General features: G+C 41.7%; 28 protein-coding genes, 1 rRNA gene and 1 riboswitch. Of the genes, 22 read left to right on the forward strand and 7 right to left on the reverse strand.

Going from position 1 to position 25,854, the window contains the following annotated elements:
- The 12 genes from rrf to ung all read left to right on the forward strand — a co-directional run.
- Nucleotides 1-107, forward strand: a 5S ribosomal RNA gene (rrf, locus tag EXT43_RS09695); the annotation flags it as partial.
- A 608-nt stretch (nt 108-715) separates the two neighbouring features.
- Nucleotides 716-1,144 (forward strand): FKBP-type peptidyl-prolyl cis-trans isomerase, encoded by a 429-nt coding sequence (locus tag EXT43_RS09700; protein ID WP_062566688.1) that lies wholly within the window; start codon nt 716-718, stop codon nt 1,142-1,144.
- An 84-nt stretch (nt 1,145-1,228) separates the two neighbouring features.
- A complete protein-coding gene (locus EXT43_RS09705; RefSeq protein WP_130166855.1) occupies nt 1,229-1,846 on the forward strand; it encodes a histidine phosphatase family protein in 618 nt (205 codons plus the stop codon).
- A 60-nt stretch (nt 1,847-1,906) separates the two neighbouring features.
- A riboswitch (cobalamin riboswitch) is annotated at nt 1,907-1,974 on the forward strand.
- 103 nt (nt 1,975-2,077) lie between these two features.
- Nucleotides 2,078-2,908, forward strand: coding sequence for an ABC transporter ATP-binding protein (locus tag EXT43_RS09710; protein ID WP_130166856.1), 831 nt, complete (start codon nt 2,078-2,080; stop codon nt 2,906-2,908).
- On the forward strand, nt 2,901-3,890 hold the full coding sequence (locus EXT43_RS09715) for an iron ABC transporter permease (RefSeq protein WP_130166857.1): 990 nt from the start codon (nt 2,901-2,903) through the stop codon (nt 3,888-3,890). The genes EXT43_RS09710 and EXT43_RS09715 overlap by 8 nt, the downstream gene beginning before the upstream one ends.
- 3 nt (nt 3,891-3,893) lie before the next feature.
- Complete coding sequence (gene cobT / locus EXT43_RS09720; protein WP_130166858.1) at nt 3,894-4,955, forward strand: nicotinate-nucleotide--dimethylbenzimidazole phosphoribosyltransferase; 1,062 nt, start codon at nt 3,894-3,896, stop codon at nt 4,953-4,955.
- Nucleotides 4,909-5,763, forward strand: a complete 855-nt coding sequence (locus EXT43_RS09725) for an adenosylcobinamide-GDP ribazoletransferase (protein WP_240701485.1) — start codon at nt 4,909-4,911, stop codon at nt 5,761-5,763. The genes cobT and EXT43_RS09725 overlap by 47 nt, the downstream gene beginning before the upstream one ends.
- Nucleotides 5,760-6,287, forward strand: coding sequence for a bifunctional adenosylcobinamide kinase/adenosylcobinamide-phosphate guanylyltransferase (cobU, locus tag EXT43_RS09730; protein WP_130166859.1), 528 nt, complete (start codon nt 5,760-5,762; stop codon nt 6,285-6,287). Before EXT43_RS09725 ends, cobU begins: the two co-directional genes overlap by 4 nt.
- On the forward strand, nt 6,287-7,771 hold the full coding sequence (locus EXT43_RS09735; protein WP_130166870.1) for a cobyric acid synthase: 1,485 nt from the start codon (nt 6,287-6,289) through the stop codon (nt 7,769-7,771). The genes cobU and EXT43_RS09735 overlap by 1 nt, the downstream gene beginning before the upstream one ends.
- 9 nt (nt 7,772-7,780) lie before the next feature.
- The gene (cobO, locus tag EXT43_RS09740) at nt 7,781-8,380 is read left to right on the forward strand and encodes a cob(I)yrinic acid a,c-diamide adenosyltransferase (protein ID WP_062566694.1); all 600 of its coding nucleotides are present in this window, start codon (nt 7,781-7,783) and stop codon (nt 8,378-8,380) included.
- Nucleotide 8,381: 1 nt separating this feature from the next.
- Nucleotides 8,382-9,239 carry a cobalamin-binding protein gene (locus EXT43_RS09745; RefSeq protein ID WP_058586520.1) on the forward strand — a complete coding sequence of 286 codons (858 nt, stop codon included), beginning with the start codon at nt 8,382-8,384 and terminating at the stop codon, nt 9,237-9,239.
- Nucleotides 9,236-9,910 (forward strand): uracil-DNA glycosylase, encoded by a 675-nt coding sequence (ung, locus tag EXT43_RS09750; RefSeq protein WP_130166860.1) that lies wholly within the window; start codon nt 9,236-9,238, stop codon nt 9,908-9,910. The genes EXT43_RS09745 and ung overlap by 4 nt, the downstream gene beginning before the upstream one ends.
- A gap of 32 nt (nt 9,911-9,942) precedes the next feature.
- On the opposite strand, the gene EXT43_RS09755 is transcribed toward ung, so the two are convergent.
- Both EXT43_RS09755 and tal read right to left on the reverse strand, forming a co-directional pair.
- Nucleotides 9,943-10,131, reverse strand: coding sequence for a DUF3545 family protein (locus EXT43_RS09755; protein ID WP_054562330.1), 189 nt, complete (start codon nt 10,129-10,131; stop codon nt 9,943-9,945).
- 186 nt (nt 10,132-10,317) lie between these two features.
- On the reverse strand, nt 10,318-11,268 hold the full coding sequence (tal, locus tag EXT43_RS09760; protein ID WP_130166861.1) for a transaldolase: 951 nt from the start codon (nt 11,266-11,268) through the stop codon (nt 10,318-10,320).
- Between the two features lie 222 nt (nt 11,269-11,490).
- Between tal and yaaA the strand changes: the two genes are divergently transcribed.
- From yaaA to EXT43_RS09785, 5 genes are all read left to right on the forward strand, one after another.
- Nucleotides 11,491-12,270, forward strand: a complete 780-nt coding sequence (gene yaaA, locus EXT43_RS09765) for a peroxide stress protein YaaA (RefSeq protein WP_062566697.1) — start codon at nt 11,491-11,493, stop codon at nt 12,268-12,270.
- A gap of 117 nt (nt 12,271-12,387) precedes the next feature.
- A complete protein-coding gene (locus EXT43_RS09770; protein ID WP_130166862.1) occupies nt 12,388-13,323 on the forward strand; it encodes a mechanosensitive ion channel family protein in 936 nt (311 codons plus the stop codon).
- A 161-nt stretch (nt 13,324-13,484) separates the two neighbouring features.
- Nucleotides 13,485-13,742 carry a type II toxin-antitoxin system ParD family antitoxin gene (locus EXT43_RS09775; RefSeq protein WP_062566698.1) on the forward strand — a complete coding sequence of 86 codons (258 nt, stop codon included), beginning with the start codon at nt 13,485-13,487 and terminating at the stop codon, nt 13,740-13,742.
- Entirely contained in the window at nt 13,729-14,016 is a 288-nt protein-coding gene (locus EXT43_RS09780) for a type II toxin-antitoxin system RelE/ParE family toxin (RefSeq protein ID WP_130166863.1), read from the forward strand. Before EXT43_RS09775 ends, EXT43_RS09780 begins: the two co-directional genes overlap by 14 nt.
- Nucleotides 14,017-14,169: 153 nt before the next feature.
- Nucleotides 14,170-14,646: a hypothetical protein gene (locus tag EXT43_RS09785; protein ID WP_062566700.1), complete on the forward strand. Its 477-nt coding sequence runs from the start codon at nt 14,170-14,172 to the stop codon at nt 14,644-14,646.
- A 240-nt stretch (nt 14,647-14,886) separates the two neighbouring features.
- Here the strand turns inward: EXT43_RS09785 and serA are convergent, their stop codons facing one another.
- The 5 genes from serA to EXT43_RS09810 all read right to left on the reverse strand — a co-directional run bounded on the left by serA (nt 14,887) and on the right by EXT43_RS09810 (nt 19,651).
- Complete coding sequence (gene serA / locus EXT43_RS09790; RefSeq protein ID WP_130166864.1) at nt 14,887-16,116, reverse strand: phosphoglycerate dehydrogenase; 1,230 nt, start codon at nt 16,114-16,116, stop codon at nt 14,887-14,889.
- Nucleotides 16,117-16,130: 14 nt separating this feature from the next.
- Nucleotides 16,131-16,784: a ribose-5-phosphate isomerase RpiA gene (gene rpiA / locus EXT43_RS09795; protein ID WP_054554255.1), complete on the reverse strand. Its 654-nt coding sequence runs from the start codon at nt 16,782-16,784 to the stop codon at nt 16,131-16,133.
- Between the two features lie 54 nt (nt 16,785-16,838).
- Nucleotides 16,839-17,435: a 5-formyltetrahydrofolate cyclo-ligase gene (locus EXT43_RS09800; RefSeq protein WP_054562325.1), complete on the reverse strand. Its 597-nt coding sequence runs from the start codon at nt 17,433-17,435 to the stop codon at nt 16,839-16,841.
- Between the two features lie 13 nt (nt 17,436-17,448).
- Nucleotides 17,449-18,015 carry a hypothetical protein gene (locus tag EXT43_RS09805; RefSeq protein WP_130166865.1) on the reverse strand — a complete coding sequence of 189 codons (567 nt, stop codon included), beginning with the start codon at nt 18,013-18,015 and terminating at the stop codon, nt 17,449-17,451.
- Nucleotides 18,016-18,133: 118 nt separating this feature from the next.
- Entirely contained in the window at nt 18,134-19,651 is a 1,518-nt protein-coding gene (locus tag EXT43_RS09810) for a carboxypeptidase (RefSeq protein WP_054562323.1), read from the reverse strand.
- A gap of 244 nt (nt 19,652-19,895) precedes the next feature.
- Here EXT43_RS09810 and EXT43_RS09815 point away from each other — a divergent pair, with 244 nt between their 5' ends.
- The 5 genes from EXT43_RS09815 (at nt 19,896) to mrcB (ending at nt 25,623) form a co-directional block, all read left to right on the forward strand.
- A complete protein-coding gene (locus tag EXT43_RS09815) occupies nt 19,896-21,125 on the forward strand; it encodes a diguanylate cyclase (protein WP_062566702.1) in 1,230 nt (409 codons plus the stop codon).
- A gap of 181 nt (nt 21,126-21,306) precedes the next feature.
- Nucleotides 21,307-21,645 carry a P-II family nitrogen regulator gene (locus EXT43_RS09820; RefSeq protein ID WP_054554260.1) on the forward strand — a complete coding sequence of 113 codons (339 nt, stop codon included), beginning with the start codon at nt 21,307-21,309 and terminating at the stop codon, nt 21,643-21,645.
- Between the two features lie 9 nt (nt 21,646-21,654).
- Nucleotides 21,655-22,884, forward strand: coding sequence for an ammonium transporter (locus EXT43_RS09825; RefSeq protein WP_054562321.1), 1,230 nt, complete (start codon nt 21,655-21,657; stop codon nt 22,882-22,884).
- 161 nt (nt 22,885-23,045) lie between these two features.
- Entirely contained in the window at nt 23,046-23,207 is a 162-nt protein-coding gene (locus EXT43_RS09830) for a YqaE/Pmp3 family membrane protein (protein WP_082401591.1), read from the forward strand.
- 91 nt (nt 23,208-23,298) lie between these two features.
- Nucleotides 23,299-25,623, forward strand: a complete 2,325-nt coding sequence (mrcB, locus tag EXT43_RS09835) for a penicillin-binding protein 1B (protein ID WP_062566703.1) — start codon at nt 23,299-23,301, stop codon at nt 25,621-25,623.
- Nucleotides 25,624-25,854 lie beyond the last annotated feature (231 nt).

The following is a 25,854-nucleotide window of genomic DNA, read 5'->3' on the forward strand; positions in this document are numbered from 1 at the left end:
CAATAGCGTTTTGGACCCACCTGACCCCATGCCGAACTCAGTAGTGAAACGAAACAGCGCCGATGATAGTGTAGCAGTTGCTATGTGAAAGTAGGTCATCGCCAGGATCCTATTAAAGAAAGCCCGATTCGAAAGAGTCGGGCTTTTTTGCGTCTGGGAGCTTTCAGCTTTCAGCCGTCAGACGTCAGCTGAACTGTGGGGTTGTTTAGTGCAGAGACTCCCTTAGCATTCACCCTATTCATTCTCCAGGTAGGTTGGGTAGAGTGTAGCGAAACCCAACATGAGTTAGCGAGTTGCCAGTTAGCAAGGGTAAAGTTGAACTGTTAGGTTGTTTAGTACAGAGACTCCCTCAGCAACATCCCCGTAGGAGGCACTTCAGTGCCGAATCTAGACCAAAAAATATATTCATGGCTAAAGCCATTCCTACAAGTAAACTTTGCCTAGAGCCTAGAGCCTAGAGCCTAGAGCCTAGAGCCTAATTGCATAGGAAGACGCAGCACCAAACAACCCCACCGCGCGACTGATCGCTGACGGCTGAAAGCTCTGTGTTGGGTTTCGCTGCGCTCTACCCAACCAACGCCAGACCCTAAAGCTTTACTCTTTCTAACTCGTATTTTTCCCCTTTCTAACTTGCAACTTTACTCTCGCAAACTTGCTTCCCTAACCTTGTTATGCGATAAAGCGTTTTATATTTGTAATACAATTAAGGTGTACTGTGTCTCGTAAGAAAACGACCAAGTCAAAAGGCTCTTCAGGTTTAAATCGTAAAAATAGTGAAGCATTTATTGCTAAGTTCTCATCTCACCCAGATACGCATCTATGCCCGTCGGGCTTGATGTATAAAGTGATTGATGAAGTTGAAGGGGAGCGAGTAACAGAGTTTGATACAGTGGTTATTAATCAACGTATTATGCTTGCGGATGGCAATGTGATTGCCGACAGTTATAAAGCGGGTATGCCTGAGGTGTTCGCTTTATCCGAAGCTATAGAAGGGTTAAGAGAAGGTTTGTTATTAATGAATATCGGTTCTCGCTATGAATTTGTGATCCCTCCAGAGCTTGCTTGGGGTAAAAAAGGCAACGGTGGCAAGATTGGCGCAAATGCAGTGCTACATTTTGACGTTCGTTTAATGCGTTTAGCTTAACTCTCTGAGTATAGTTCCCTTAGCATAAGTCGACAGAGTACTTAAAACGCGTTAACGTTCACTATTGGTTTACTGAGGAACATTATGGGCGCAATTACTTCACGAGTTTACTTTCTTCGCCATGGCGAAATCGCTAGGCCCGGAATTCTTTCTGGGCAAATCGATGTCGGTTTATCTGAGCAAGGCCTTGAACAAATGCGCCAAGCCTCTGCTGAGTTCATAAATTTAAATGCCATATATAGTTCACCGCTAAAGCGTTGCTCAGTCCACGCTGATTATTTAGCAAATCAATACTCACTGAATGTACAGTATTATAACGCGCTAAAAGAGTTTAATTTTGGTGATTGGGATGGCCAAGACTACCAACAGCTTTGGCAGCAAACGAGTAAACCTCATATCGGTGATTTTTGGCAGCATCCTTGGCAAGTAAAAGTCCCCAATGGTGAATCTATGGCAGACTTTTACGCTCGGGTAGAGGCATGGTGGCAAACATTTTTACAATCACTGTATGAATCTAAGCATGAACAGTCATTGGTAATAAGTCATGCAGGTGTGATCAAACAAATCCTCGCTATTGTTTGTCAGATGCCAAAACAATCAGCCACGCATTTAAATGTTTTTCATCTTCCTTATGCAGGGCTTATTACACTCGATGTATATATAGATGAACAAGGACAAGCTTGGCCTAAAATTGTTTTTTAGCCATCTAGAGTGATATTCATTGAATTATTTACTTAGCCCGCCATAATACTCATATGCTATGGAATGGAGTGAAATTCTCCAGCTGTTCCCGCAACTGTAATCCATCTAAATAATGGTCAGCCAGATACTTAGCACTAACAACTAATCATCGAGCGGGTCAACTCACATCATTTTCTGGTACTTACCAGTGTTTTCTTGTGCGTTGTGATTACTCGCCAAGAGAGAATAAGCTTGCAACAAAATAGCCTTAGCGCTGCGCCATTAATATCAGTGTCTGATTTAAGTTGGGGTACTGCGAATAAAACGATACTTAAATCAATTAACCTTGAGTTAAAAGCAGGGCAATTTATCGGTCTACTCGGCCCTAATGGTGCGGGTAAATCAAGCTTGCTGCGTTGTCTTTATCGTTACTTGAAACCTCAGCAAGGGGTTGTGCTGCTAAGCGGTCAAGATATTTGGCAAATCAGTGCTGATGAATATGCAAAGCAGGTTGCAGTGGTTTTACAAGAGTCTCCATCGCAGTTTAATTTGTCTTTGTTCGATGTAGTGAGTTTAGGCTTAACACCTCATAAGCGACTTTTCAGCGGCACGTCTGCCAAGGATAAGCAGCGTATTTTTCAAGCGATTGAGCAGGTTGGTTTATCTCATCACAGTGAACAAGCATTTGACTCGCTCTCAGGTGGCGAAAAGCAAAGAGCGCTTATTGCACGCTCTATCGTACAACAACCTAAGTTGCTCATCATGGATGAGCCTACCAGCCACCTTGATGTTAAATACCAAATTCAAATAATGGAATTAGCAAAGTCCCTCGATGTGACAGTGCTTGCCTCTTTCCATGATTTAAATCTTGCAGCGAGTTTATGTGATGAATTATTGGTGATTGATGAAGGGCGTTTGGTTTGTCAGGGGCAACCAAAAGCGGTACTTACTGAGCAGCTGTTGAGTGATGTATTTGGTGTCTGCGCAGCGGTATCTGCTCACCCGCAATCAAGTACTGATAAGTTTATTCCGCACATCACTTATTTTTATGGCTATCAGACACAGGAGCATCAAAATGACTGATGCAATGCGTTTAAGTATCTGTGTTGTCGTAGGGCTTATTAGTTGTTTTTTAGCATTGAGCTTTGGTGCTGCAAATACGCCACTGAGTGATGTTTTTAATGGTTTGTTTAGCCAAGGTAGCGATGAATTTGTGCAGCGTATTATCTGGCAGTTGCGTATGCCAAGAACGGTGCTGGCATTTTTAGCTGGTTCTGGGCTTGCCCTTGCAGGATTAATTTTGCAGACCGTAACCCGAAACCCGCTTGCTGACCCTTACTTGTTTGGTATTTCTTCTGGGGCTTCATTTGGTGTGGTGTGCTTTATAGCCCTAACCGGTGTGAGTTTTGGCTTTAGTATGTCAGTTGCAGCATTTGCCGGAAGCTTACTTTCTATGCTGTTGCTTATTGCTATTGCAGGGCGTCGCCATGTTGGCCAAGTTGAGGCCATGTTACTTGCTGGTGTTGCTCTATCTTTCTTATTTAGTGCTCTGACTAGTCTGCTGCTTTATTTTAGTGATCCACAAGCCATCACCGCCATTTTGTTTTGGACGATGGGCAGTTTTTCTCGTGCCCAGTGGGACACTCTTTGGCTGCCATTTACCGTTATTATCGCCTGCATGACACTGATGATTGCATTTCGTCGTCAACTTAATGCAATGCTGCTTGGTGATGAAAGTGCTGCAACCTTGGGTATTCATGTGCAGCGCTTTCGGATCATGATGCTGCTGCTAAGTTCATTGATCACAGCGGTGCTTGTTGCTATGTGTGGAGGCGTTGGTTTTGTCGGCCTGATGATCCCACATATTGTGCGCTACTTTTCACCGCAAGGCAGCTGCCATAACTTAGTTATGACATCCTTGGTCGGAGGTATTTTTATGGTGTGGGTAGATGTGTTATGCCGAACCCTATTGAATAACCAAGAACTACCCGTAGGTGTGATCACAGCCGCTATCGGTAGCGTGTTCTTTTTATTCTTACTTTATTTTCGTAAACAGAGCAGGTAGCGAATGTTTAATATCATGCCTATTAATCAGCAGTTTTCAGCTGTAATTCAACAAAAAATAGACCTTAAAACAAAGCCGTTAGGCGCTTTGGGTCAGCTTGAAAGTTGTGCTAAACAATTAACGCTTATTTTTTCAAAGCAGCTTGATAGTGAGCATGCGCTAGTTGCCTTTAAACCGGTTATTTCAAACCCTTCTCTAGTTGTATTTGCGGGTGATCATGGTGTGGCAAGCCAAGGTGTGTCGATTGCTCCTAGCAGCGTTACATCACAAATGGTGGCAAACTTTGCAGCAGGAGGCGCAGCGATTAATGTATTTTGTCGCCAGCTTGGCTGGCAGCTAGAAGTTGTTGACGCTGGAACACTCAGTACTTCACACAATAAAAGTGTGCATAACCAGCGTTTAGGTGAAATCACTGCACCACTGAATACTGAAATGGCCATGTCACTTAGCCAGGTTGAAAAAGGGTTTGCATTAGCCAAGCAGCGAGTTTATTCACTCTATGAGCAAGGTTGTAATACCATCGCCTTTGGTGAGATGGGCATTGGCAATACCACAAGTGCAGCGGCATTAATGGCTGCCTTGTTGTCGTTACCAGCCAGCCAGTGTGTTGGTAAAGGCACTGGTGTGAGCGACGAGGTTGTTGCTAAAAAAATCAAGGTTGTTGAGCAAGCCCTCCAATTGCATCAAGCTCACTTTGATGACCCACTAATGACACTCGCTGCAGTAGGCGGTTTTGAAATTGTTCAGATCACCGGTGCCATTTTAGCTGCTGCCGAGCTTGGTATAGCGGTGATCGTGGATGGCTTTATTTGTACTGCAGCAGCGCTTGTTGCAACTCGCATTAATGCAAACGCTCGCGATTACATGTTATTTGCTCATGCCTCAGATGAGCAAGGGCATAAAGCAATGCTCAATGCCTTGCACGCATCGCCTTTATTGCAGCTTGATTTAAGATTAGGAGAGGGCACCGGGGCTGCGCTTACCTTACCTTTACTGCAAGCATCTTTGGCGTTTTACAATGACATGGCAAGTTTTGCCGATGCCAATGTTGAGCAAGTTGTCTGATATGAGCGCTGAACAACACACTTCTGACTCTACCCCAAGTCAGCTTCAGCTATTTTTGCTAGCGCTTAGTTTTTTAACGCGTATACCCGTTAAGTTAAACTTTGCAGTATCGAGTCAGGCACTCAATCAGGCCAGCCGTTATTTTGCATTGGTCGGTGTGTTATTAGGTGTACTTTTAGCGCTGAGCTTTTTGCTGCTAAGTTGGTTATTCTCCGCAGCCATTGCAGTCGCGTTAGTTATGGCGTTTAGCTTGATAATTACAGGGGCATTTCATGAAGATGGCCTTGCTGATGTCTGGGATGGCTTTGGTGGTGGTTGGCACGTTGCAGATAAGCTGAGCATTATGAAAGACAGTCGCTTAGGGACCTATGGTTCTGCGGCGCTTGTGATGGCCTTATTAATTAAGTACCAAACACTTGTCGCACTTAGCGAGGCAACCAGTACTGTGATTATTGCACTTGTTTTAGGGCAAAGCTTAAGTCGGGTTGTCGCAACAAGTTTAATTGCAGACATGGACTATGTAAGTCACGACGCCACATCAAAAGTAAAACCTATTGCGATGCATTTAAGCACGCAAAGTTATCAAATACTGTTAGCAACTGGCGGTGCGGTATTAGCAATTGCATGGTTGTTTTTTGGCTTCACTTTAGGGCAATTATTAATCCTCGTCAGTGTGCTTATTGTTACTCGTTTACTATTAAAGCGCTGGTTTGAAAAACAGTTATCTGGCTACACCGGTGATTGCTTAGGAGCAGCCCAGCAAGTGTCAGAGCTTGTTACCTACCTTTGCTTGGTGAGCTTATTATGAGCCAGCAACATACTTTAATTTTAGGCGGTGCTCGCAGCGGTAAAAGCCGTTTTGCTGAGCAGCTGGCAACAGATTCAAACAAGCCGCTTATCTATATTGCCACAGCAAATGCGGGTGATGAAGAAATGACAGCCAGAATTAATAGGCATCAAGCTGAGCGTGCTAAGCATTGGCAACTAGTTGAAGAGCCTTTGAATTTGGCTAAAGCACTACAACAACACAGCCAAGCTGAAAACTGTATTTTAGTGGATTGTTTAACGCTGTGGTTGAGTAATTGCCTATGCCAGCATGGTGAAGCATTTTGGCTTGAGCAAAAATCGGCCTTACTCGAGGTGCTATCGCAATTGCCGGGTGAGGTTATTTTTGTCAGCAATGAAGTGGGTCATGGCATTGTGCCGCTCGGTGAATTAAGCCGTCAGTTTGTTGATCATTCAGGTTGGTTGCATCAAGCCTTAGCACAGCAAGTTGCACGTGTTGAGTTTGTGATTGCAGGTCTTGCACAAACCTTAAAAAGAGAACAATGATGAAAACATTAATGGTGCAAGGCACGACCTCAGATGCAGGTAAAAGTACTCTTGTAGCAGCACTTTGCCGGATCTTTGCTGAGCGAGGCATAAAGGTTGCGCCCTTTAAGCCACAAAATATGGCGTTAAATAGCGCTGTAACCGCAGATGGTGGCGAAATAGGCCGAGCACAAGCTTTGCAAGCTGTAGCGGCAAAAGTGCCCGCAGAAGTCGATTTTAATCCTATCTTATTAAAACCTAACAGCGATACTGGAGCGCAGGTAATCGTTCATGGCAAAGCGCTTTCGAATATGGAAGCGGGCAGTTATCACGACTACAAAAAAGTGGCGATGGATGCAGTTCTTACTTCGCAGCAGCGCTTAAGTGAGCGTTTTGAATTACTGGTTGTTGAAGGTGCTGGGAGCCCTGCAGAAATTAACCTGCGCGAAAACGACATTGCCAATATGGGTTACGCTGAGGCGGTAGATTGCCCGGTGATCATTATTGCAGATATCGACAAAGGCGGTGTGTTTGCCCATTTAGTTGGAACGTTAGCCTTGTTGTCTGAGTCAGAGCAGGCTCGCGTTAAAGGCTTTGTGATTAATCGTTTTCGGGGCGATATTGCGTTATTGCAAGGTGGCCTTGATTGGTTAGAGCAATACACCAATAAGCCAGTGCTTGGGGTGTTACCTTATTTACATGACTTAGCATTAGATGCTGAAGATGCCGTTGCTATAAGCAATCAGGTAGATAAAGCGCAATTGCGCATAGCAGTGCTGCTACTTCCTCATATCAGTAATCACACAGACTTTGATGCACTGCGATTACAACCAGAAATTGATTTACAGTATGTACGTCATACTCAGGCTATTCCAAGTGTTGATCTGATTATTATTCCGGGTAGTAAAAATGTACTTGGCGATTTAGCATTTTTAAAAAATGAAGGTTGGCATAAACAAATAACACGTCATTTACGCTATGGCGGTAAAGTGCTTGGAGTGTGTGGTGGGCTGCAGATGTTAGGCAACTACCTTGCAGATCCACATGCTGTGGAGTCTAATTTAGGCAGCGCAGCAGGGCTAGGGCTTGCTGACTTTGAAACGCAATTAGGGCAACAAAAAGTACTAAGCCAAGTCTCCGGCATTCTTCATTTAAACAATAGCGATAAAGTAATTTCAGGTTATGAAATTCACGCCGGAATCAGTCAAGGGCCAGCACTTGAAAAGCCATTTTTGAGCTTTAATGATCACCCAAGTGGATTCAAAGTAGATGGTTTTATTAGTGATGATAACCAAATAGCAGGTACTTACTTACATGGCTTGTTCGATACCCCTGAGGGCGTATCTGAGCTAATAACTTGGCTTGCAACAAATAGCCAAATAAAGCCAATTGATATTAACTTAAACCGTGAACAGCAGTTAAGCCGTTTAGCTAGTGTAGTAGCAGAGAATCTCGATATTGAACAAATCATCAATATTTATGAGAACTTCAATTTAGAGACATAAGGAACAACAATGAGCGAACAGAATCAAGATAAGCACCAACAACGCCAACAAAAAGTAAAACAAAAAGTCGACGAACGGATTGCTGCTGCACAAAAAGAGCAGGGTATTTTTCAGGTTATAACTGGCAACGGTAAGGGTAAATCGACTTCTGGTTTTGGTACTGTTGCACGTGCGGTAGGTCACGGAATGAAAGCAGCTGTGTGTCAGTTTATTAAAGGCACATGGGAGTGCGGTGAACGCAACCTACTGGAAAAAGCAGGGGTTGAATTTGTTATTATGAACACCGGTTTTACTTGGGAAACACAAAATAAAGAGTCAGATACAGCTGCTGCGCAAGTGACATGGCAAGAAGCGAAAAGAATGCTGAAGGATGAGTCGATTAACCTCGTTATGCTAGATGAAATAACCTATATGATCACCTACGGCTATATTGATTTAGACGAAGTGCTAGAAGCCATTAGCTCTCGCCCTGCTATGCAATCAGTGATAATTACAGGTCGTGGTGCGCACCGTAAACTAACCGACTTAGCTGATACAGTCAGTGAAGTCAGAAACGTAAAACACGCTTTTGATGCAGGGATAAAAGCGCAAAAAGGGTTCGATTTTTAACATGAAGGCCATCAAGTTAGCACTTTTAGGTTTTTTATTTTATTTACCTGCATTGGCTCAGGCTCATGAAATTAAAGAGCCGCAGCGTATCGTTGCCTTAGCACCGCACATCGTAGAAAACCTATTTGCGATTGGAGCAGGAGAGCGCATTGTCGGTACCGTTGACTATGCAGACTTTCCTCAGCAAGCGAATGATATCGAACGAGTAGGCGGCTATTACGGCATTAACATGGAAAAGCTGTTGTCGTTAAAACCAGACCTAGTTCTGGCTTGGAAAACGGGTAACAAAGCCGAAGATCTCGCTTACATTGAAAAATTAGGTATTCCGGTAGCGTACAGCAATCCAAATCAGGTTGATAATGTGGCTGATGAGCTGCGTAAACTAGGCACGCTTACGCACTTGCAAACCAAGGCAAATAAGGTAGCTAAAGAGTTTGAAACTAAACTCAATGCTATTCGTACAGCGCAAGAAGGCAAACCGAAAGTGTCGGTGTTTTATCAATTATGGCCTGAGCCAATGATGACAGTTGGCGGAAATACTTGGATCAATCAGCTATTAACTATTTGTCATGCGGATAATGTGTTTGCTAATAGTGATACAGACTACCCGCGCATTAGTATTGAAAATGTATTGGTTGCCAATCCAGAGGTAGTGATTATTCCAGATGAAAAATCGAAAAAGCCTCAGCCTAAAATTGATTGGCGACAATGGCCTGAATTGCCGGCGGTGCAACATAACCAGTTTATTAGTGTAAACGCAGACTTATTGCACCGTTTTACAACCCGTATGCTTGATGGTTTGACCGACATGTGTGGTAAAATAGACGTTTCTCGTCAGCAAATACAGGCTTCAAAATGATCGATTGGCAAACATTTCTAGATACCGAACTTGCTAAGCCCTACATGCAAGAAACCTTACAATATGTGGCCGATAGACGCGCAGCAGGCGTTACCGTTTATCCGAAAGACGAACAGGTATTCTCAGCTTTTGATGCTACACCTTTAAATGAAGTTAAGGTGGTTATTTTAGGGCAAGATCCTTACCACGGAGAAGGCCAAGCCCATGGTTTATGCTTTTCAGTATTACCTGAGGTTAAAAAATTACCACCGTCTTTGAAGAATATGTACAAAGAGTTGGCAACCGATATCGAAGGTTTTGAGATCCCTCTCCATGGCTATTTGCAAAGCTGGGCTGAGCAAGGCGTGTTCTTACTCAACACGGTATTAACGGTTGAGCAAGGGCAAGCTCATTCTCATAAGCACCTTGGTTGGGAGCAATTTACCGATGCAGTAATTGCGCTTATTAATCAGCACTGTGACGGTGTGGTGTTTGTGTTATGGGGCGCACATGCTCAGAAAAAAGGCAAACACATTGATACCTCGCGTCATCATGTGATCCAAGGCCCGCATCCATCACCGCTTTCTGCACATCGTGGCTTTTTTGGTTGTCAGCATTTTTCAAAGACAAACCAGCTACTTACTGATCAAAATAAAGCGCCAGTAAATTGGTCGTTGCCACAAATTCTATAGCACAAATGCAAAAGGCCCTTGCGGGCCTTTAATTAAAAGTCTAATTCATCAAGCTCAATGCTGTCTGTGAAATAGTCTAACTCCTGTAGTTCTTTGCGAAGTCTATGCTTGTCTTTCAAAGCTTCGATTTCGCGCCATTTTCTCTTTTTATTTTTTGTAGAGGTCTTTTTTGTTTTACTAGGACCTTCTAATATTTCTAAAATATCGTCTAGGCTATCCATGAACTTCTCCTATTGATTTTTTGAACCTCGGAAATACCTATACCACAGGCTGCTCAAAAATAGAATAAAAAAGTGACAATACTGTTACGGAAGTGTGATTGATAGATGAATAGATCAAAGGTTTAGTTATTTTAGAAACAAAAACGCCACCTAGCGGTGGCGTTTTAAAAAATGCTGTAATTTGAATTACATTGCTTTAAAGCGTGCTTCTAATTCAAGCTGTGCTTGTGCAAAAGAGCGAATACCCTCAGCAAGTTTTTCTGTCGCCATAGCATCTTGGTTATGTAACCAACGGAACTGACTTTCAGTTAGTGGTGCTGGTTTTTCTTCAACAGTAAAGTCGCTCTCTAGTAGGTACTCTTGTGCATCCGTTAATTGGCCTAACTCTTCTAAAAGACCCGGGCTAATCGTTAACTTATCACAGCCAGTCAGTGCGATGATCTCGCCTGTGTTACGGAAGCTTGCGCCCATAACAACTGTTTTGTAATCGTGGCGTTTGTAGAATTCGTAAATGCTACGTACAGATTGCACACCAGGATCGTTTAGCGGATCAGTTGGTTTTTCCATACCGTTAGCAACGTGCCAGTCTAAGATACGGCCAACGAATGGTGAAATTAAAAATACATTTGCATCGGCACATGCGCGTGCTTGTGCTTCAGAGAATAACAGCGTTAAGTTACACTTAGTGCCTTCTTTTTCAAGCTGCTCAGCGGCTTTGATACCTTCCCAAGTTGATGCAACTTTGATTAGAATTTTATCTTTGCTAACACCTTCTTTTTCGTAAAGGCTCAGTAAAGTGTGGGCTTTGTCGATAGTCGCTTGAGTATCAAATGATAAACGTGCGTCTACCTCTGTAGAGATATAGCCCGGTACGATTTCGCTAATTTCTTTACCAATTAATACAGCAAAGTAATCACATGCTAATTCAAGTTGTTTAGCTGCATCTTGCTCGGTTTCTTTGGCATATTGCCACGCTTTATCTAAATAAGGCTCATACGCTTCAATTTCACTGGCTTTTAAAAGTAGAGATGGGTTTGTTGTTGCATCTTCTGGTTGGTGCTTTTTGATAGCTTCGATATCACCTGTATCTGCAACAATAGATGAATGCTGTTTAAGCCTTTGTAGTGCTGAAGTCATTTGCTTTCCTCATTCCAAGCAAGTTAAAAGAAAATCCATTATAGCGGCCTTTATGCTGCAACACTATGACAGTGTTTAATAGGTCAAATGTCCTTAATACAGAAAACTAGAACATTATGTATGAAAAGAACAGCGGATAAAGGCAGGACGAAACAAAACGTGCATTTTGATTCAATTAATGTTGAAATTGACATCAAACAAATTACAAGTCAATAGCTAAGTATGATCACTGTTATTTCACCTGCAAAAAATTTAGATTACGAAACACCAGCCACGACCGATAAATTCACTCAACCTGAATTACTCGAGCACAGCGAAGAGTTAATGTCAGTTTGCCGTGATTTAACACCAGCGCAAATTGGTAGCCTAATGAAAATCAGCGATAAACTAGCTGGTTTGAATGCGGCACGCTTCGCCGAGTGGTCACAGCCATTTACTCAAGATAACGCAAAACAAGCCGTGCTAGCCTTTAATGGTGATGTATACGGTGGCTTAGATGCGCAAACTCTAAGCGATGCTGATCTTGATTACGCACAGTCGCACTTACGTATTTTGTCTGGTCTTTATGGTGTGCTTAAACCATTAGATTTAATGCAAGCTTACCGCCTTGAAATGGGCACTAAGTTAGAAAACCCACGTGGTAAAAACTTATATGAGTTTTGGGGCAGTGTTATCGCCGAAAAGCTTAATACAGTGCTTGCTGAGCAAGATAGCAAATACTTGGTAAACCTTGCTTCGAATGAGTATTTTAAAGCGGTTGATAAAAAAGCATTAAATGCACAAATCATCACCCCACATTTTAAAGACTGTAAAAACGGCCAATATAAAGTGATCAGCTTTTATGCGAAAAAAGCTCGCGGCATGATGGCGCGTTACATCATTGAAAATAAAATCACCCAATTAAGTGATTTAAAAGATTTTACTGTTGCTGGTTATTACTTTAGCAGCGATGCAACAGCAAAAGAATTAGAGCCTGTTTTCTTACGAGAAGAGCAGAACTAAATTTTTAGTAAAATGATTTAGAACAGCCGTGCTAAGCACGGCTTTTTTGTGCTTGTATGAAACTGGCGCTTATTTTGCAAAACACCTTTTATGTTTCTTAATGTATCAGGTAGTCGCATGTTAAAAATACCAACCGTCGGTGAAGCCGAAAAACTTATAGAAGAAAAGCTCGGTGGCTGGGTTGATATCATCATAAGCCATATCCCTAACTTTATAGTTGCAGTAATCATTACTATCGTGTTTTCACTGCTGGCACGTATCGTTGGTTCAATGCTTAGAAAGCTATTACGTCGTTCGTTAGAGTCTTCGCAAATAGCAGACTTAATGTCATCGATAGTAAAAGTCATCGTATTATGTGTAGGCTTATTTGTAGCCCTTGATTTCTTGGGCCTCAGAGGCACGGTCACCTCATTACTTGCTGGTGCTGGTATCGTCGGTCTTGCAATTGGTTTTGCCTTTCAGGACATGACAGAGAACCTTATAGCGGGTATTGCTATGGGTATTCGCAAACCATTTAAAACAGGTGATGTAATTCGCACCGAGAGCGTGTTTGGTACTGTACGGGCGATTAACCTTAGAAATACCCTCATTGAGAACTTTTATGGGCAACTTATATTAGTGCCTAACAAGATTCTATTTAGAAATATACTCAGTAACTACAGTACCTTAGGTGTGCGTCGTATCGAAGTGCCAGTGGGAGTTTCGTATGCTGACGATCCAGAGCAAGCCGCTGAGGTGATTGTTAAAAAAATCAATGAGTTTGATTTTGTGATTAAACAAGAAGAAACCGCCGTTTACGCCGAAAGCTTTGGTGATAGCAGCGTAAACTTACTAGTTTGGTTTTGGATTAAATACCCCGGCGAAGCAGATTTCATGACCGTTCGCCACAAGGCTGTTGTGGCAGTTAGAAACGCTCTAAGCGAAGCTGACATGACCATCCCATTCCCAATCCGCACGTTAGATTTTGGCATCAAAGGCGGCGAGAAATTAAATGCCATGATAAGCGAAAAACAGCAAGATAAAGACACTGAGGCACCGCAAACCGATGAGTAAAATTTACTGACTCATTGGCGTGATTTACACAGGGAAGTGTGTTTGAGGGGGGAAGCCAAGTAAAAGGTATAGTTGATTACTAGCACCAATAAGCTAAGCTTGATTGTAGTAGTATAAAATAGGATTATATCTGGATTTGATCTATTTAAGATGAGTAAATTATGGCGATGGTAAAAAAAAGTATCACTGTGACTGCCCAACAAGAAAAATGGATGCAAGCCCAGCTCGCTTCAGGAAATTATGCGAGTGACAGTGAGTTACTTCGAGATTTGATTAGAAAAGAGCAAATGCGAGCTTCTGAAATTGAAGCTATTCGTATGAAATTGATTGAAGCAGAGAAAAGTGGACTCTCAGATAAATCACCAAATCAAATGTTAGCTAGTTTCAAGGAAGAAGCGAGTAAGGATGGAAAGTTATAAACTTAATATTCAAGCCGAAGCTGATTTGAAGCGAATTTGGTTTCGTGGTTTGGAGCAATATGGTGAAAATCAGGCTGATGCTTATATTTATAAGTTTTTTGATCGTTTTGAGCAATTGGCAAAGCAACCTTATTTAGCACCAGCAGTCGATGAAATTAGGCAAGGTTATCGACGAGCTGTTTGTGGTGTTGATAGCATTTATTTTCGCATTCAAGGTGGGAATGTAGAAATTATGAGAGTATTAGGCAGGCAAGACATTCAAGCTAATCTTTGAATTGGCAATGTATAATCAATTTAACTTCAGACATTACAAAATATCGACAGGCTTTTTGTTTAATTCAGTAACTCGTATAGATTTTCTATGACTGCTAATTTATTTGTTGTGGCTTTATCAAATCTATCCAGATCGAAGGAGTCGTTTTGGGATATGAAGTATTTTTCAATTTTTTTGATTTTAATTTCGCTTGTCGGCTGTAAGTCCACACAAAGCACTATCGAATATACTGACCCTGGGTTTTATCTGGAACCCGTTTTAAAACTGAAAGTTGTTCCAACTTTCTCAAACCCTGTAATATATGAGGTTACAAGTGTAAGACCTTATCAGCTATTAACTACAGTTTATGAAGGGTCTGGTGGCTATAATTGGAAAGGCATTAAGTCAGAGAAGAGTGTAGAGTTAACTGAAGGTGAGTATTCAAGCTTATTGTTAATGCTTGAAAAAGCATTGGAGTTTCCAAAAGATAAAACGCGAGGTGTGGATGGAGACACTTGGATGCTGGAAAGCTCATTGTATCAATATACCGCTGTAGCTTTTTGGGAGCCTGAAGTTCAAACCGGTGAGCGAGGACTTGGTAGTTTTGTAAAGTTAAAAGAATTTCTTGCGCATCTAAGTAGTAAAAATTAATTGAAATACTAATAGTTACATGTTTAATATAGTTAAAGTGTAGTGGCCTTTCTTAGGCATAACTTTTCGCGCGAAATAAATTTTACGCCTAAATTAAAGTATTGCACCCTAACAACAGGTATGCACAATCGGCTTATCGCTGACAGCTTAAGGCTTACAGCTTTGTTAAAGTTTTTGTCCTACAAAAAAGCGCAAGCAGTTTAACTGTTTGCGCTTTTTATTTATTCGATATGCCAAAGATTAGTGAAGGATACGTGCTCTGATTGTACCTTCAACAGCACTTAGCTCTTTAAGAGCGACTTCTGATTGGTCTGTATCTACATCAATTACTACGTAGCCAATTGATTCGTCAGTTTGTAAGTACTGGGCTGCGATATTAATGCCGTGCTGTGCAAACGCTTGGTTAATTTGCGTTAGAACACCTGGGCGGTTGTGGTGTACGTGTAATAAGCGGCTGCGGTTTGCAAGTTCAGGCAGTGATACTTCAGGGAAGTTAACTGCCGTAATGGTTGAACCATTATCTGAGTACTTAGCTAGTTTGCCCGCTACTTCAATACCGATATTTTCTTGTGCTTCTTGTGTTGAACCACCAATATGCGGAGTCAAAATCACGTTATCGAACTCGCGCAGCGGTGATACGAACTCTTCATCATTTGATTTTGGTTCTATAGGGAACACGTCGATTGCAGCGCCGCTCAGCTTTTTATCACGCAGTGATTCTGCTAATGCATCGATATCAACAACAGTACCGCGAGAAGCATTAATCAAGATGGCGCCTTGCTTCATTACTTCAAGCTCAGCCATACCTATTAGGTTTTTCGTTTGCGGTGTTTCTGGTACGTGTAAGCTAATAACGTCAGCACGTTGTAGTAACTGAGTTAGGTTATGAACTTGCGTTGCATTACCTAGTGTTAGCTTGTCTTCGATATCGTAAAACTCAACGTTCATACCGATATTTTCAGCCATGATACCTAACTGTGTACCAATGTGGCCGTAACCAATAATACCTAACGTTTTACCACGTGCTTCAAATGAACCGTTGGCTGATTTTAACCAACCACCGCGGTGTGCTAGGGCATTACGCTCTGGAATACCACGAAGTAATAATAAGATTTCACCAAGTACTAATTCTGCTACAGAGCGGGTGTTTGAGAATGGTGCGTTAAATACTGCAATACCACGTTCACGAGCACCTTGCAGGTCGACTTGGTTAGTACCGATACAGAAGCAGCCGATTGCGACTAGCTTTTCAGCTGCTTCTAATACCGCTTCATTAATATGAGTGCGAGAACGAAGGCCTACAAAGTGCACATCTTTAATGCGCTCAATGAGCTCGTCTTCAGGTAAGGATGTTTTTACGTAATCAATATTACTGTAGCCATTACGCTTAAGCGTTTCTACAGCACTTTGGTGCACGCCTTCCAGCAAGAGAATTTTAATTTTGTCTTTTGCTAACGATACCTTACTCATATCCTCATTCCTATTTACTTTATTTGCGGCCCGTTTTTGGTGCCGATAATGACTTTATCTGCACCGCGATGGGCAAATAAGCCGTTTGTTACTACACCAACAATCTGGTTGATTGTTAGTTCTAATTCTTTGGCGTTGCTGATATCTAAATTGTGCACGTCTAAAATGACGTTACCGTTATCTGTTACAACACCCTCACGGTAAACAGGGTCACCGCCTAGTTTTACTAGTTCACGAGCTACATAGCTGCGTGCCATTGGGATCACTTCAACCGGCAGTGGAAATGCGCCTAATGTTGTAACTTCTTTAGATTCATCAACAATACAAACAAATTGTTTTGCTACCGCTGAAACGATTTTCTCGCGTGTCAGCGCTGCACCACCGCCTTTGATCATCTCATTGTGTGGGTTGATTTCGTCTGCGCCATCAACATACACATCAAGGCTTGATACATCGTTTAGTTCGAATACTTCAATACCCAGTGCTTTTAACTTTTCAGTTGAAGCCTCAGAGCTTGAAACTGCACCAGTAATGGTGTCTTTTACTGTATCAAGTGCATCAATAAAGTGATTCACTGTAGAGCCTGTACCTACACCAACAATGGTATTTTCATTTACAAACTCTAGGGCTGCCCAGGCAGCGGCTTTTTTTAATTCATCTTGCGTCATAATTATGTGCTCAGTTAGCTGTCAGAGAGGGCCTATAGTATACAAACAGTTTGCTTACCATTGGTAGATTTTCTCTGGGGTTATAATGTGTTTTAACGGTACATCCCACGATTCAATTGGCAATGCTGAAACATGCTGACATTGATGGGCAAGGCCTATCAAAATCGGTTTTTGCCAGTTTTCTTGGTAATACCGAGCCAACGTTTTGTCATAAAACCCACCGCCCATTCCTAAACGGTTACCTTGATCATCAAATGCCACTAATGGCATAAGTAAAATATCAAGCTTGTCTAAAGGACATATTTGACTGCAATTTAACTTGGGCTCCAAGATACCATAGCGGTTTGCAGTCATGGGTGAATTTTCTTCATACCTCTGAAAGTATAAAGTTGTGCCATTGAAGGGGTGGATGATAGGCAGATATAAATGCTGTTCTTGCATCCATAATTCTTTAATTAACAAAGAAGTGTCTAATTCGCCATCATTGCTGAAATAAATGCCAATATGGGCGTTTTTAGGTGTTTTTAGCGATTTTAAGTGTTGAGTAAAATTCACTTTTAGCGCAATTGCTGCATTTTTTTGTTGTTCAACAGTCAGTGAATTGCGCTTTTTTCGAATAGATTGTCTGATTTCTGCTCGTGTGTTGCTCATGTCAATATTAGTGTTAACTTTCTAAAAAGGAGAAAAGTTCAGGAAAAAGCTCCACTACACCCAAAATGATCAATAACACAATGACCATTGCAATAAGCGAATAGAGTAGGGTGTTTGAGCGTTTTTTAACAGGCTCTGTTAATTCGTCTTCAAGTAGCAAGTCATCTTCTTGCCAGCTATCGTCGCTATCAGCAACGCTGTTATTTTCAAGCTCAGGTAAACGTTGCTCTAAGTCATCCAGTTTTTCTTCTAGGCGAATAAGACTACTGGTGATGTAATCTAGGGCATCAAAAATACGTTCTTCACGCTCTTTGGCCTGTGCGGCTGTATTGTCTGATTGGCTGCTGGTGGCTGCTTTGGTAATCGGTTGGAGCTTGGCTTTAATGCCAACACTGGCGAGTAACTTTGCTTGTTTTAGTGCTTTATCTTGCTCGCTTGGTGCAAATAATGGCTTATGCTCAAACAGGGTCGCAACTTTGTCTGTTGTTGTTTTTAGTTTTGCAGCTAGTTGCTCTGTTGCTTGTGCTTGGTCGACACCGGCTTCAAGCCCTGCAAACATAACGCGAAATTTTTCTGCCATTTGCTGATTATCCAAATCCTTAAATCAATGACTTGAGTATATACCCAAAAAGATTAGCGTAAAAACAAAAGCCCGTATAAAACGGGCTTTTTCTGTTATGGTTTTGCAAATACGCTGTTTAGTATTTTGCAGCTTTACCTTCGGCAGGCAGTGATTTAAGGATAAAATCACGTAAGTCATTATTTGATGACTCAAGATCAGCATGGCGTAAATACATCATGTGACCACTGCGATAGCCTTTAAAGCTTAAGCGATCTTTCATTTTGCCACTTGGATCTAACTGCCACATTGTGTATTTAGCATCAAAGTAGTTTGTAGCACCATCGTAGTAGCCAGATTGGATCATCACGTTTAAGTATGGGTTTTGTGCCATTGCTAAACGTAAGTTTTCACCTGTGTTGTTGCCTGAGCGATCCCAAGGGTGAACATTACCAAATAGGTTATATTTGATATCGGTTTTGTAATTAAGCTCTTCACGTAGGTAATAGTTAATCGCTGGCGTGAATGAGTGTAACCATGAAGTAAGCTCAGCCCAGTAATCAGGTGACTCACCTGCATCACGCTTGTCGATTCCTAGGTAACGAGAATCTAAACGGCCCACAGTTTGGCCGCGCTCGCGTAATAGCTCTTTCCAGAAGAAGTTATTTGGAATATCAAGGTTATTTTGCTCAACAAACTTTTCAGATAAACCTGCGTATTTTGCTGCTTGCTTGATGATGGCACGTTTTTCATCAGCAGGTAAAAAACCACCTTTAGCAATTGCAGGTAAGAACTTGTTCACAGTGAACTGTTCAACTTCAGGTAATAACTCGTCTAAGTCTTTTGCTTGTAAGTCTGCGCTAAGGGCTTTGTGGTACCAAGCGGTTGCTGCAAAGTAAGGTAGGCGGTTAGCAGCTTCTACCGGGCCTTCACGTTTAATACCAATTTCAGTTGGTGATACTAAGATAACGCCGTTGATATACATCCATTGGCGATTTTGTAATTCATGAGCAAGACCAGAAACACGAGTCGTACCATAGCTCTCACCAATTAAGAACTTAGGTGAACGCCAACGCTCGTTGCGAGAAACAAAGGTGTTTAACCATTCTGCTAAGTATTTGATGTCAGCATTAACACCAAAGAACATTTTTTGTTGGTCTGACTTACTTGGCAACTCACCTTTTTCATTTTCAAGAACGCGCGAGTAACCGGTGTTAACTGGGTTAATATAAACAATATCAGCCACGTCTAAAATTGAGTAAGGGTTATCTTTTACGCCATAAGGTTGGACTGGGTAACCTTCGTCATCAATTTTTAATACACGTGGACCAGTATAGGCAAGGTGCATCCATACTGACGCAGAACCTGGGCCACCATTAAATGAAAAGACTAAAGGACGTTTTGTTCTATCGTCTACTTTATCGCGGGTATAATAAGTATATTGCAGCGTTGCAACGGCATCGCCTTGCTCATTCCAAACTGGTTGCGTGCCTGTGGTTGCGGTATATGAAAAGCGCTCACCATTAATGCGGGCTTTGTGCTCTGTTACCACTTTGCTGTCAACGTCAATACGACGTCCGTTATCAGCAAAGCTTGGAGTACTGAAGGTCAGTGTTAGTGCTGTCACTGACAAGCCAATAAAACTAACTAGTTTCATGTTGATTCCTTATTATTCGAATTGCAGCTATTAAAAAGTAAAGCAAACTCGATGACAAACTAATGAGACTAGTGACCAATATTAGCTGTTAAACAGAAAAATAACCGAAAATGTTGAGCTGGTTACAAAAAAGTGCATTTTTTTAGCAAAGATATTTTGCTTAATTATTTAGCTAGATTAAAAAATGGCGTATATTTAGCGTGTTTATAATCTGTGTACACGTGCTTAAGAAAGAGAAGTTGCAATGCAAAGAGTATTAGTAGTTGAAGACAGTAAAGTAGTACAGCAAGTGTTACGTCACCTCGCTGCTCACTATTTAGATGTAGCTGTCGACTTTGCGTGGTCTTTAAAAGAGGGCGTCTCTTTAATTTCAGAGCACGATTACACTTTAGCTTTAGTCGATTTAACGCTACCTGATGCGATGAATGGCGAAGTAGCTAAATACACCTTATCAAAAAACATCCCGACCGTTGTTCTAACATCAAAGATTGATGAATACATTCGCCAGCAGATGTTAGAGCTTGGTGTGGTTGATTACGTGGTTAAAGATAACCGCGACTCATACCATTATGCGATCAAACTTGTTGCACAATTACTTAGAAACGATGGTAGCAAAGCGCTGGTGGCTGATGACTCAGTACTAAGTCGCACTTTAATGAAGCAAATGCTCGAAAAGCAGTTGTTTGATGTACGCGATGCTCAAGATGGTGAACAAGCACTACAAATGCTGAAAGACGATCCTGAAATCAAGCTGCTACTCACTGACTATGCTATGCCAACAATGGATGGTTTTGAGCTCGTTAAGGCGGTACGTAATTTCCGCGGCCGAGATGACTTAGCTATTATCGGTTTATCAGGTGCCGGTAAGCATGGTTTATCGGCGCGTTTTATTAAATACGGCGCTAACGACTTTTTAACTAAGCCGTTTATGAATGAAGAGTTTCATTGTCGTGTTATGCAAACAATGGAGCAGCTTGCTTTAATAGCCGATATAAAAGAAAGCGCATACCGCGACCATTTAACTGGCTTGCATAATCGTCGTTATTTTTATCAATACGCAGAAAAACTGCTTAAAAATGTTGAGCAAGAAAACGTATTAGCTTTGCTTGATATCGACTTCTTTAAAAATGTGAACGACCAGTTTGGTCATGAAGCAGGTGATCAGGCGCTAAAACAAGTGTCTTCATTTTTAAAGACTAAGTTTGATGACTTCACTATCGCGAGAATCGGCGGCGAAGAATTTGCCGTGGTACTGCATAATATGGACTTAGCTAAGGCCGAATCAAGGCTCAATACCTTCAGAGAGCAGTTAGCAAGCCATGCCTTTTCAATTAACGGTGAGCCTTACTCGTTAACTATGAGTATTGGTATGACTCAATTCCAAAAAGTATCGCTTACAGCTGCGATGCGCATTGCTGACAAGGCCTTATATCAAGCCAAACAGCAAGATCGGAACTGCTTAGTTAAACTATAGTTGTGCTAATTGCACCAGCGCTGGTTAATTGTTAAAAAAATGCACCAATAGGGTGCATTTTTTTTGTGAAAAAACCGATTTTTATTTTTAAGTTATTGAAAATAAGTAATAAAAAATAGTGGCACAAAGGTTGGATTGTATAAGCCAACAGGATAACAATAAGCGTCCGAAGGGGGCCACTATGAAAATGATTAGTGCAATAATAAAGCCATTCAAACTTGATGATGTACGTGAAGCATTGGCTGATTTAGGCATTGAGGGGATGACAGTTGTCGACGTTAAAGGCTTTGGCCGTCAACGTGGTCATACTGAGCTATATCGTGGAGCTGAATACCAAGTCGATTTTATTCCAAAAATCAAACTTGAAATTGCAACTCGTAGCGAAAATTGTCAACGCGTTGTTGAAACCATCACAAAAATTGCTTCAACAGGCAAAATTGGTGACGGCAAAATTTTTGTTTACGACTTAGACCAAATCGTTCGTATCCGTACGGGCGAACTTGATGAAGAAGCAATTTAAGGGGGAATTATGGAAAACACTATCGTAGAGTTGAAGTTCTCACTCGACACTTTTTACTTTTTAATGTCGGGTGTTTTAGTAATGTGGATGGCGGCTGGTTTCGCTATGCTTGAAGCAGGCTTAGTTCGTGCAAAAAATACAACAGAAATCCTAACTAAAAACGTTGCACTATTTTCTATTGCCTGCACTATGTTCTTATTAGTGGGTTACAACATCATGTATGTTGATAACGCAGAAGGTGGTTTCATCCCTTCATTTGGCGCATTAATCGGCACTCAAGCTGCTGATGCGGATCACTCTTTAGAGTCTGATTTCTTCTTCCAAGTTGTGTTCGTAGCAACAGCTATGTCAATCGTATCTGGTGCGGTTGCTGAGCGTATGAAGTTATGGGCATTCTTAATTTTCACTGTTGTTTTAACTGGTTTCATCTACCCAATCGAAGGTTACTGGACTTGGGGCGCTGGTTTCTTATCTGAAATGGGCTTTGTTGACTTCGCTGGTTCTGCAATCGTTCACGGTGCAGGTGCTGCGGCAGCGCTAGCTGGTGTACTTTTCCTAGGTGCTCGTAAGGGTAAATACGGTAAAAACGGTGAAATCTACCCAATTCCTGGTTCTAACTTACCGTTAGCAACTCTAGGTACATTAATCCTTTGGATGGGTTGGTTCGGCTTTAACGGTGGTTCACAGCTACTTGTTTCTGACGCTGAAAACGCAACAGCGGTTGGTAAAATCTTCTTAAACACTAACGCAGCAGCAGCGTGTGGCGCAATTGCAGCACTATTCGTATGTAAAGTGTTATGGGGTAAAGCTGATTTAACTATGGTTCTTAATGGTGCACTAGCAGGTCTAGTAACGATTACTGCAGAGCCTGCATCTCCAACGCCATTACTTGCTTGTTTACTTGGTCTATTAGGTGGTTCACTGGTTGTATTTAGCATCGTTGCTCTTGATAAAGCGAAAATCGATGACCCTGTAGGTGCTATCTCTGTACATGGTGTGTGTGGTGCATTAGGTATCATGTTAGTACCACTTTCAAACTCTGATGCAACCTTTGTTAATCAATTAATTGGCTTAGTATGTATCTTAGGATTTGTGTTCATCGCGTCATCAATCGTATGGGCAATCCTGAAAAATACCATGGGTATCCGTGTTACCGAAGAAGAAGAACTAAACGGTATGGATCAACATGACTGTGGTATTGATGCTTACCCTGAGTTTGTATCAGTTCGCAGTAACTAATCTTGGTGCGTGCAAATAGCACGCCCATAACAATATCATTGTGTGTTCAAATCAAAGCTCTACTTAGGTAGGGCTTTTTTGCGTTTAAATAAGTCTTTTCTGATAGGCGAAATCGCTATTTTTTGACTATGCTTAATGTTCATTTCTAACAAGGAAAAACGATGGATAACAAACTCTTGCTTATAATTATTTCGCTGTTTTTACCGCCTGTTGCGGTATTTTTAAAAGCGGGCGCAGGTAAAGACTTAGTGATTAACATTATTCTATGCTTTATCTTCTTTATACCTGCTGTGATCCACTCACTCTGGTTGTGTACACGCTAAACGAGTTTAAGTGACTGTTAATTTTACAGGTGTTAATATTGCGCTGTTCAAGGCGTAATCCTGTAAAATTAACTGACCAATAGCGAACTCAATGGCTGATAAAAAAACTCCTGCAAAAAAATCGTCTAGTAAACCGAAGGCGACATCAAAAAAAACTACCGCTAAGCGCTCACGCGCACCTCAAGGGCCAGCTAAAGCTAGTGTATTAAGAAAACTTTGGTCAATTTTTTGGAAGCTTTCACTTGCTGTGATTGTTGCCATGGTGCTGTATCTAATTTATTTAGATGCAAAAATTACTCGCCAATTTGAAGGCAATAAATGGCAGTTACCTGCACAAGTGTATGCTCGTGCAATGAGCTTTTATCCTGGGCAATATTTGTCTCAGCAAGAGGTTATTTGGGAGTTAAACCGTTTAAATTATTCATCTGTAAATAAGCTAAGCCGTACAGGCCAGTATGTTAAATCAGCTAACAGTATTAAAGTGTACCGCCGTGAATTTGAATTTTATGATGGCCTTGAAGATTCACAAGTGGTTGAGCTGCGTTTTTCAGGGCAGAAATTAGCAACTATCAAAGATAAATTTGGTCGTCGTTTAAACAGCGCTCGATTAGAGCCGGTTCAAATAGCTCGCATTGGTAATGATTCAAAACAAGACCGCGAGTTTGTGCCGTTAGATAAATTTCCGCCGATGCTAAAAGACACTTTACTGGTGGTTGAAGATCGTAATTTCTATCAACACCATGGCGTATCTGTGTGGTCAATTATGCGCGCTTTATACAGCAATATTAAAGCCGGACGTACAGTGCAAGGGGGCAGTACCTTAACCCAGCAATTAGCAAAGAATATATACCTTACCCGTGAGCGTTCACTGGTACGTAAGTTCAATGAAGCGCTTATCGCTCTGATATTAGATTACCGCTACAGCAAAGATGACATTTTAGAAGCTTACCTCAATGAAGTGTATTTAGGTCAGTCTTACAATCAAGGCGTTCACGGTATGGGTCTTGCCGCTGAGTTTTATTTTTCAAAGCCTGTGGATGAGCTTGAATACGACCAAATTGCGCTATTAGTGGCTATGGTTAAAGGTCCTTCATATTACAACCCACGTCGTTATAGTGAGCGTGCAATGGAGCGTCGTGATCTAGTACTGCGCTTAATGGTTGAAAATAAATTGATTGATACCCGTGAATACCGTGCGGCATTAAAGCGTCCAATTGATATTGCACCAATGAAAGACAGTCTGCAAAAGTCGTATCCGGGTTACTTAGAATTAGTTAATCGAGAATTAAAGCGCCTGCTACCTGATCAGCAAGTGTTAGATGCCGGGGTGCGTGTATTCACCTATTTTGACTTACAAAAGCAAACGGCCATGGAAGAGTCGGTTGAGGCAAGTTTACCTTATCTAGAAAGACGCCCTAAAACAGAAGAGCTTGAAGCGGCGATGATCTCTGTCAACGTTGAAAAGGGTGGGGTGTCGGCATTAGTTGCGGGCCGTGACGTACGTTATTTTGGTTTTAACCGTGTACTTGATACCAAACGTAATATTGGTTCACTCGTTAAGCCTGCCGTTTATTTAACAGCATTTGAAAGTGGTCAGTTTAATGTTGCCACCTTGGTGGATGACTCTCCGCTGCAAGTGACTAATGAGCAGGGGAAAGTTTGGCAACCAGAGAACTTCGACAAGCAGTTCCGCGGCCCTATGCCACTATACAAAGCATTTAGTAACAGTATTAATATTCCTGCGGTTAACACTGGCCTTGATGTTGGAGTTGATAAAGTAGCTGATACCTTAAAGCGTTTAGGTGTAGAAGGGCGTATTGATCAATACCCGTCATTACTTTTAGGTGCACTTGAGCTTTCAAGCTTTGAAGTAGCGCAGCTATATACAACCCTTGCTGCTGATGGTCAGTACCGCGAATTAACGTCTATTTCAGCACTGACTGACTCAGTAGGTAAGGTGCTTTATAAACATGATGTCAGCTCACAAAAACGTTTTGATGATGCATCAATTTACATGACTAAGTACGCAATGAAGCGCGTGACAAAAGATGGTACAGCAAAGCGTTTAAACGCCCACTTCCCATCAATTCAACTTGCAGGTAAAACAGGCACTAGTAATGATTTACGCGATAGCTGGTTTGCAGGTTTTGACCAAAATACCGTAACTGTTGCATGGATTGGTCGCGACGATAACAAGAGCACAGGTTTAACGGGCAGTGTTGGCGCACTAGAAGCTTACATTCGTTACCTTAAACCACTCAACCCTGAAGCCATAGCGGATACTCGCCCTGCTTCTATTCGTTGGGCATTCATTAATGAAGAAACTGGTCTGCAAGCGCCTCCTGGTTGCGGCAAAGTGGTGCAGCTACCCATTCGTGCCAGTGAGTTTGAGCCTAGACCTAATTGTCAGCGCTAAACTTGGCCATTGAATCATTTAGCTCAACACAGAGTTGAGCTAAATTTTGTACGCTATTCATTACCATAAGTGCACTTTTCTCAGTGTCTTTGGCATCTTCAGCGTGCTATGAATTACAGTGCTTTGTGGCTGCTTGTACCGTACTTTATTTCCCTGATATTTCTGAATTAAGCGCTAATGCTGACATCGTTTTTTAACTGCTATTTATATGATTTTACTTTGAGATCTTTA

It is taken from the genome of Pseudoalteromonas sp. CO109Y, assembly GCF_004208935.1.
GTDB lineage: Bacteria > Pseudomonadota > Gammaproteobacteria > Enterobacterales > Alteromonadaceae > Pseudoalteromonas > Pseudoalteromonas shioyasakiensis.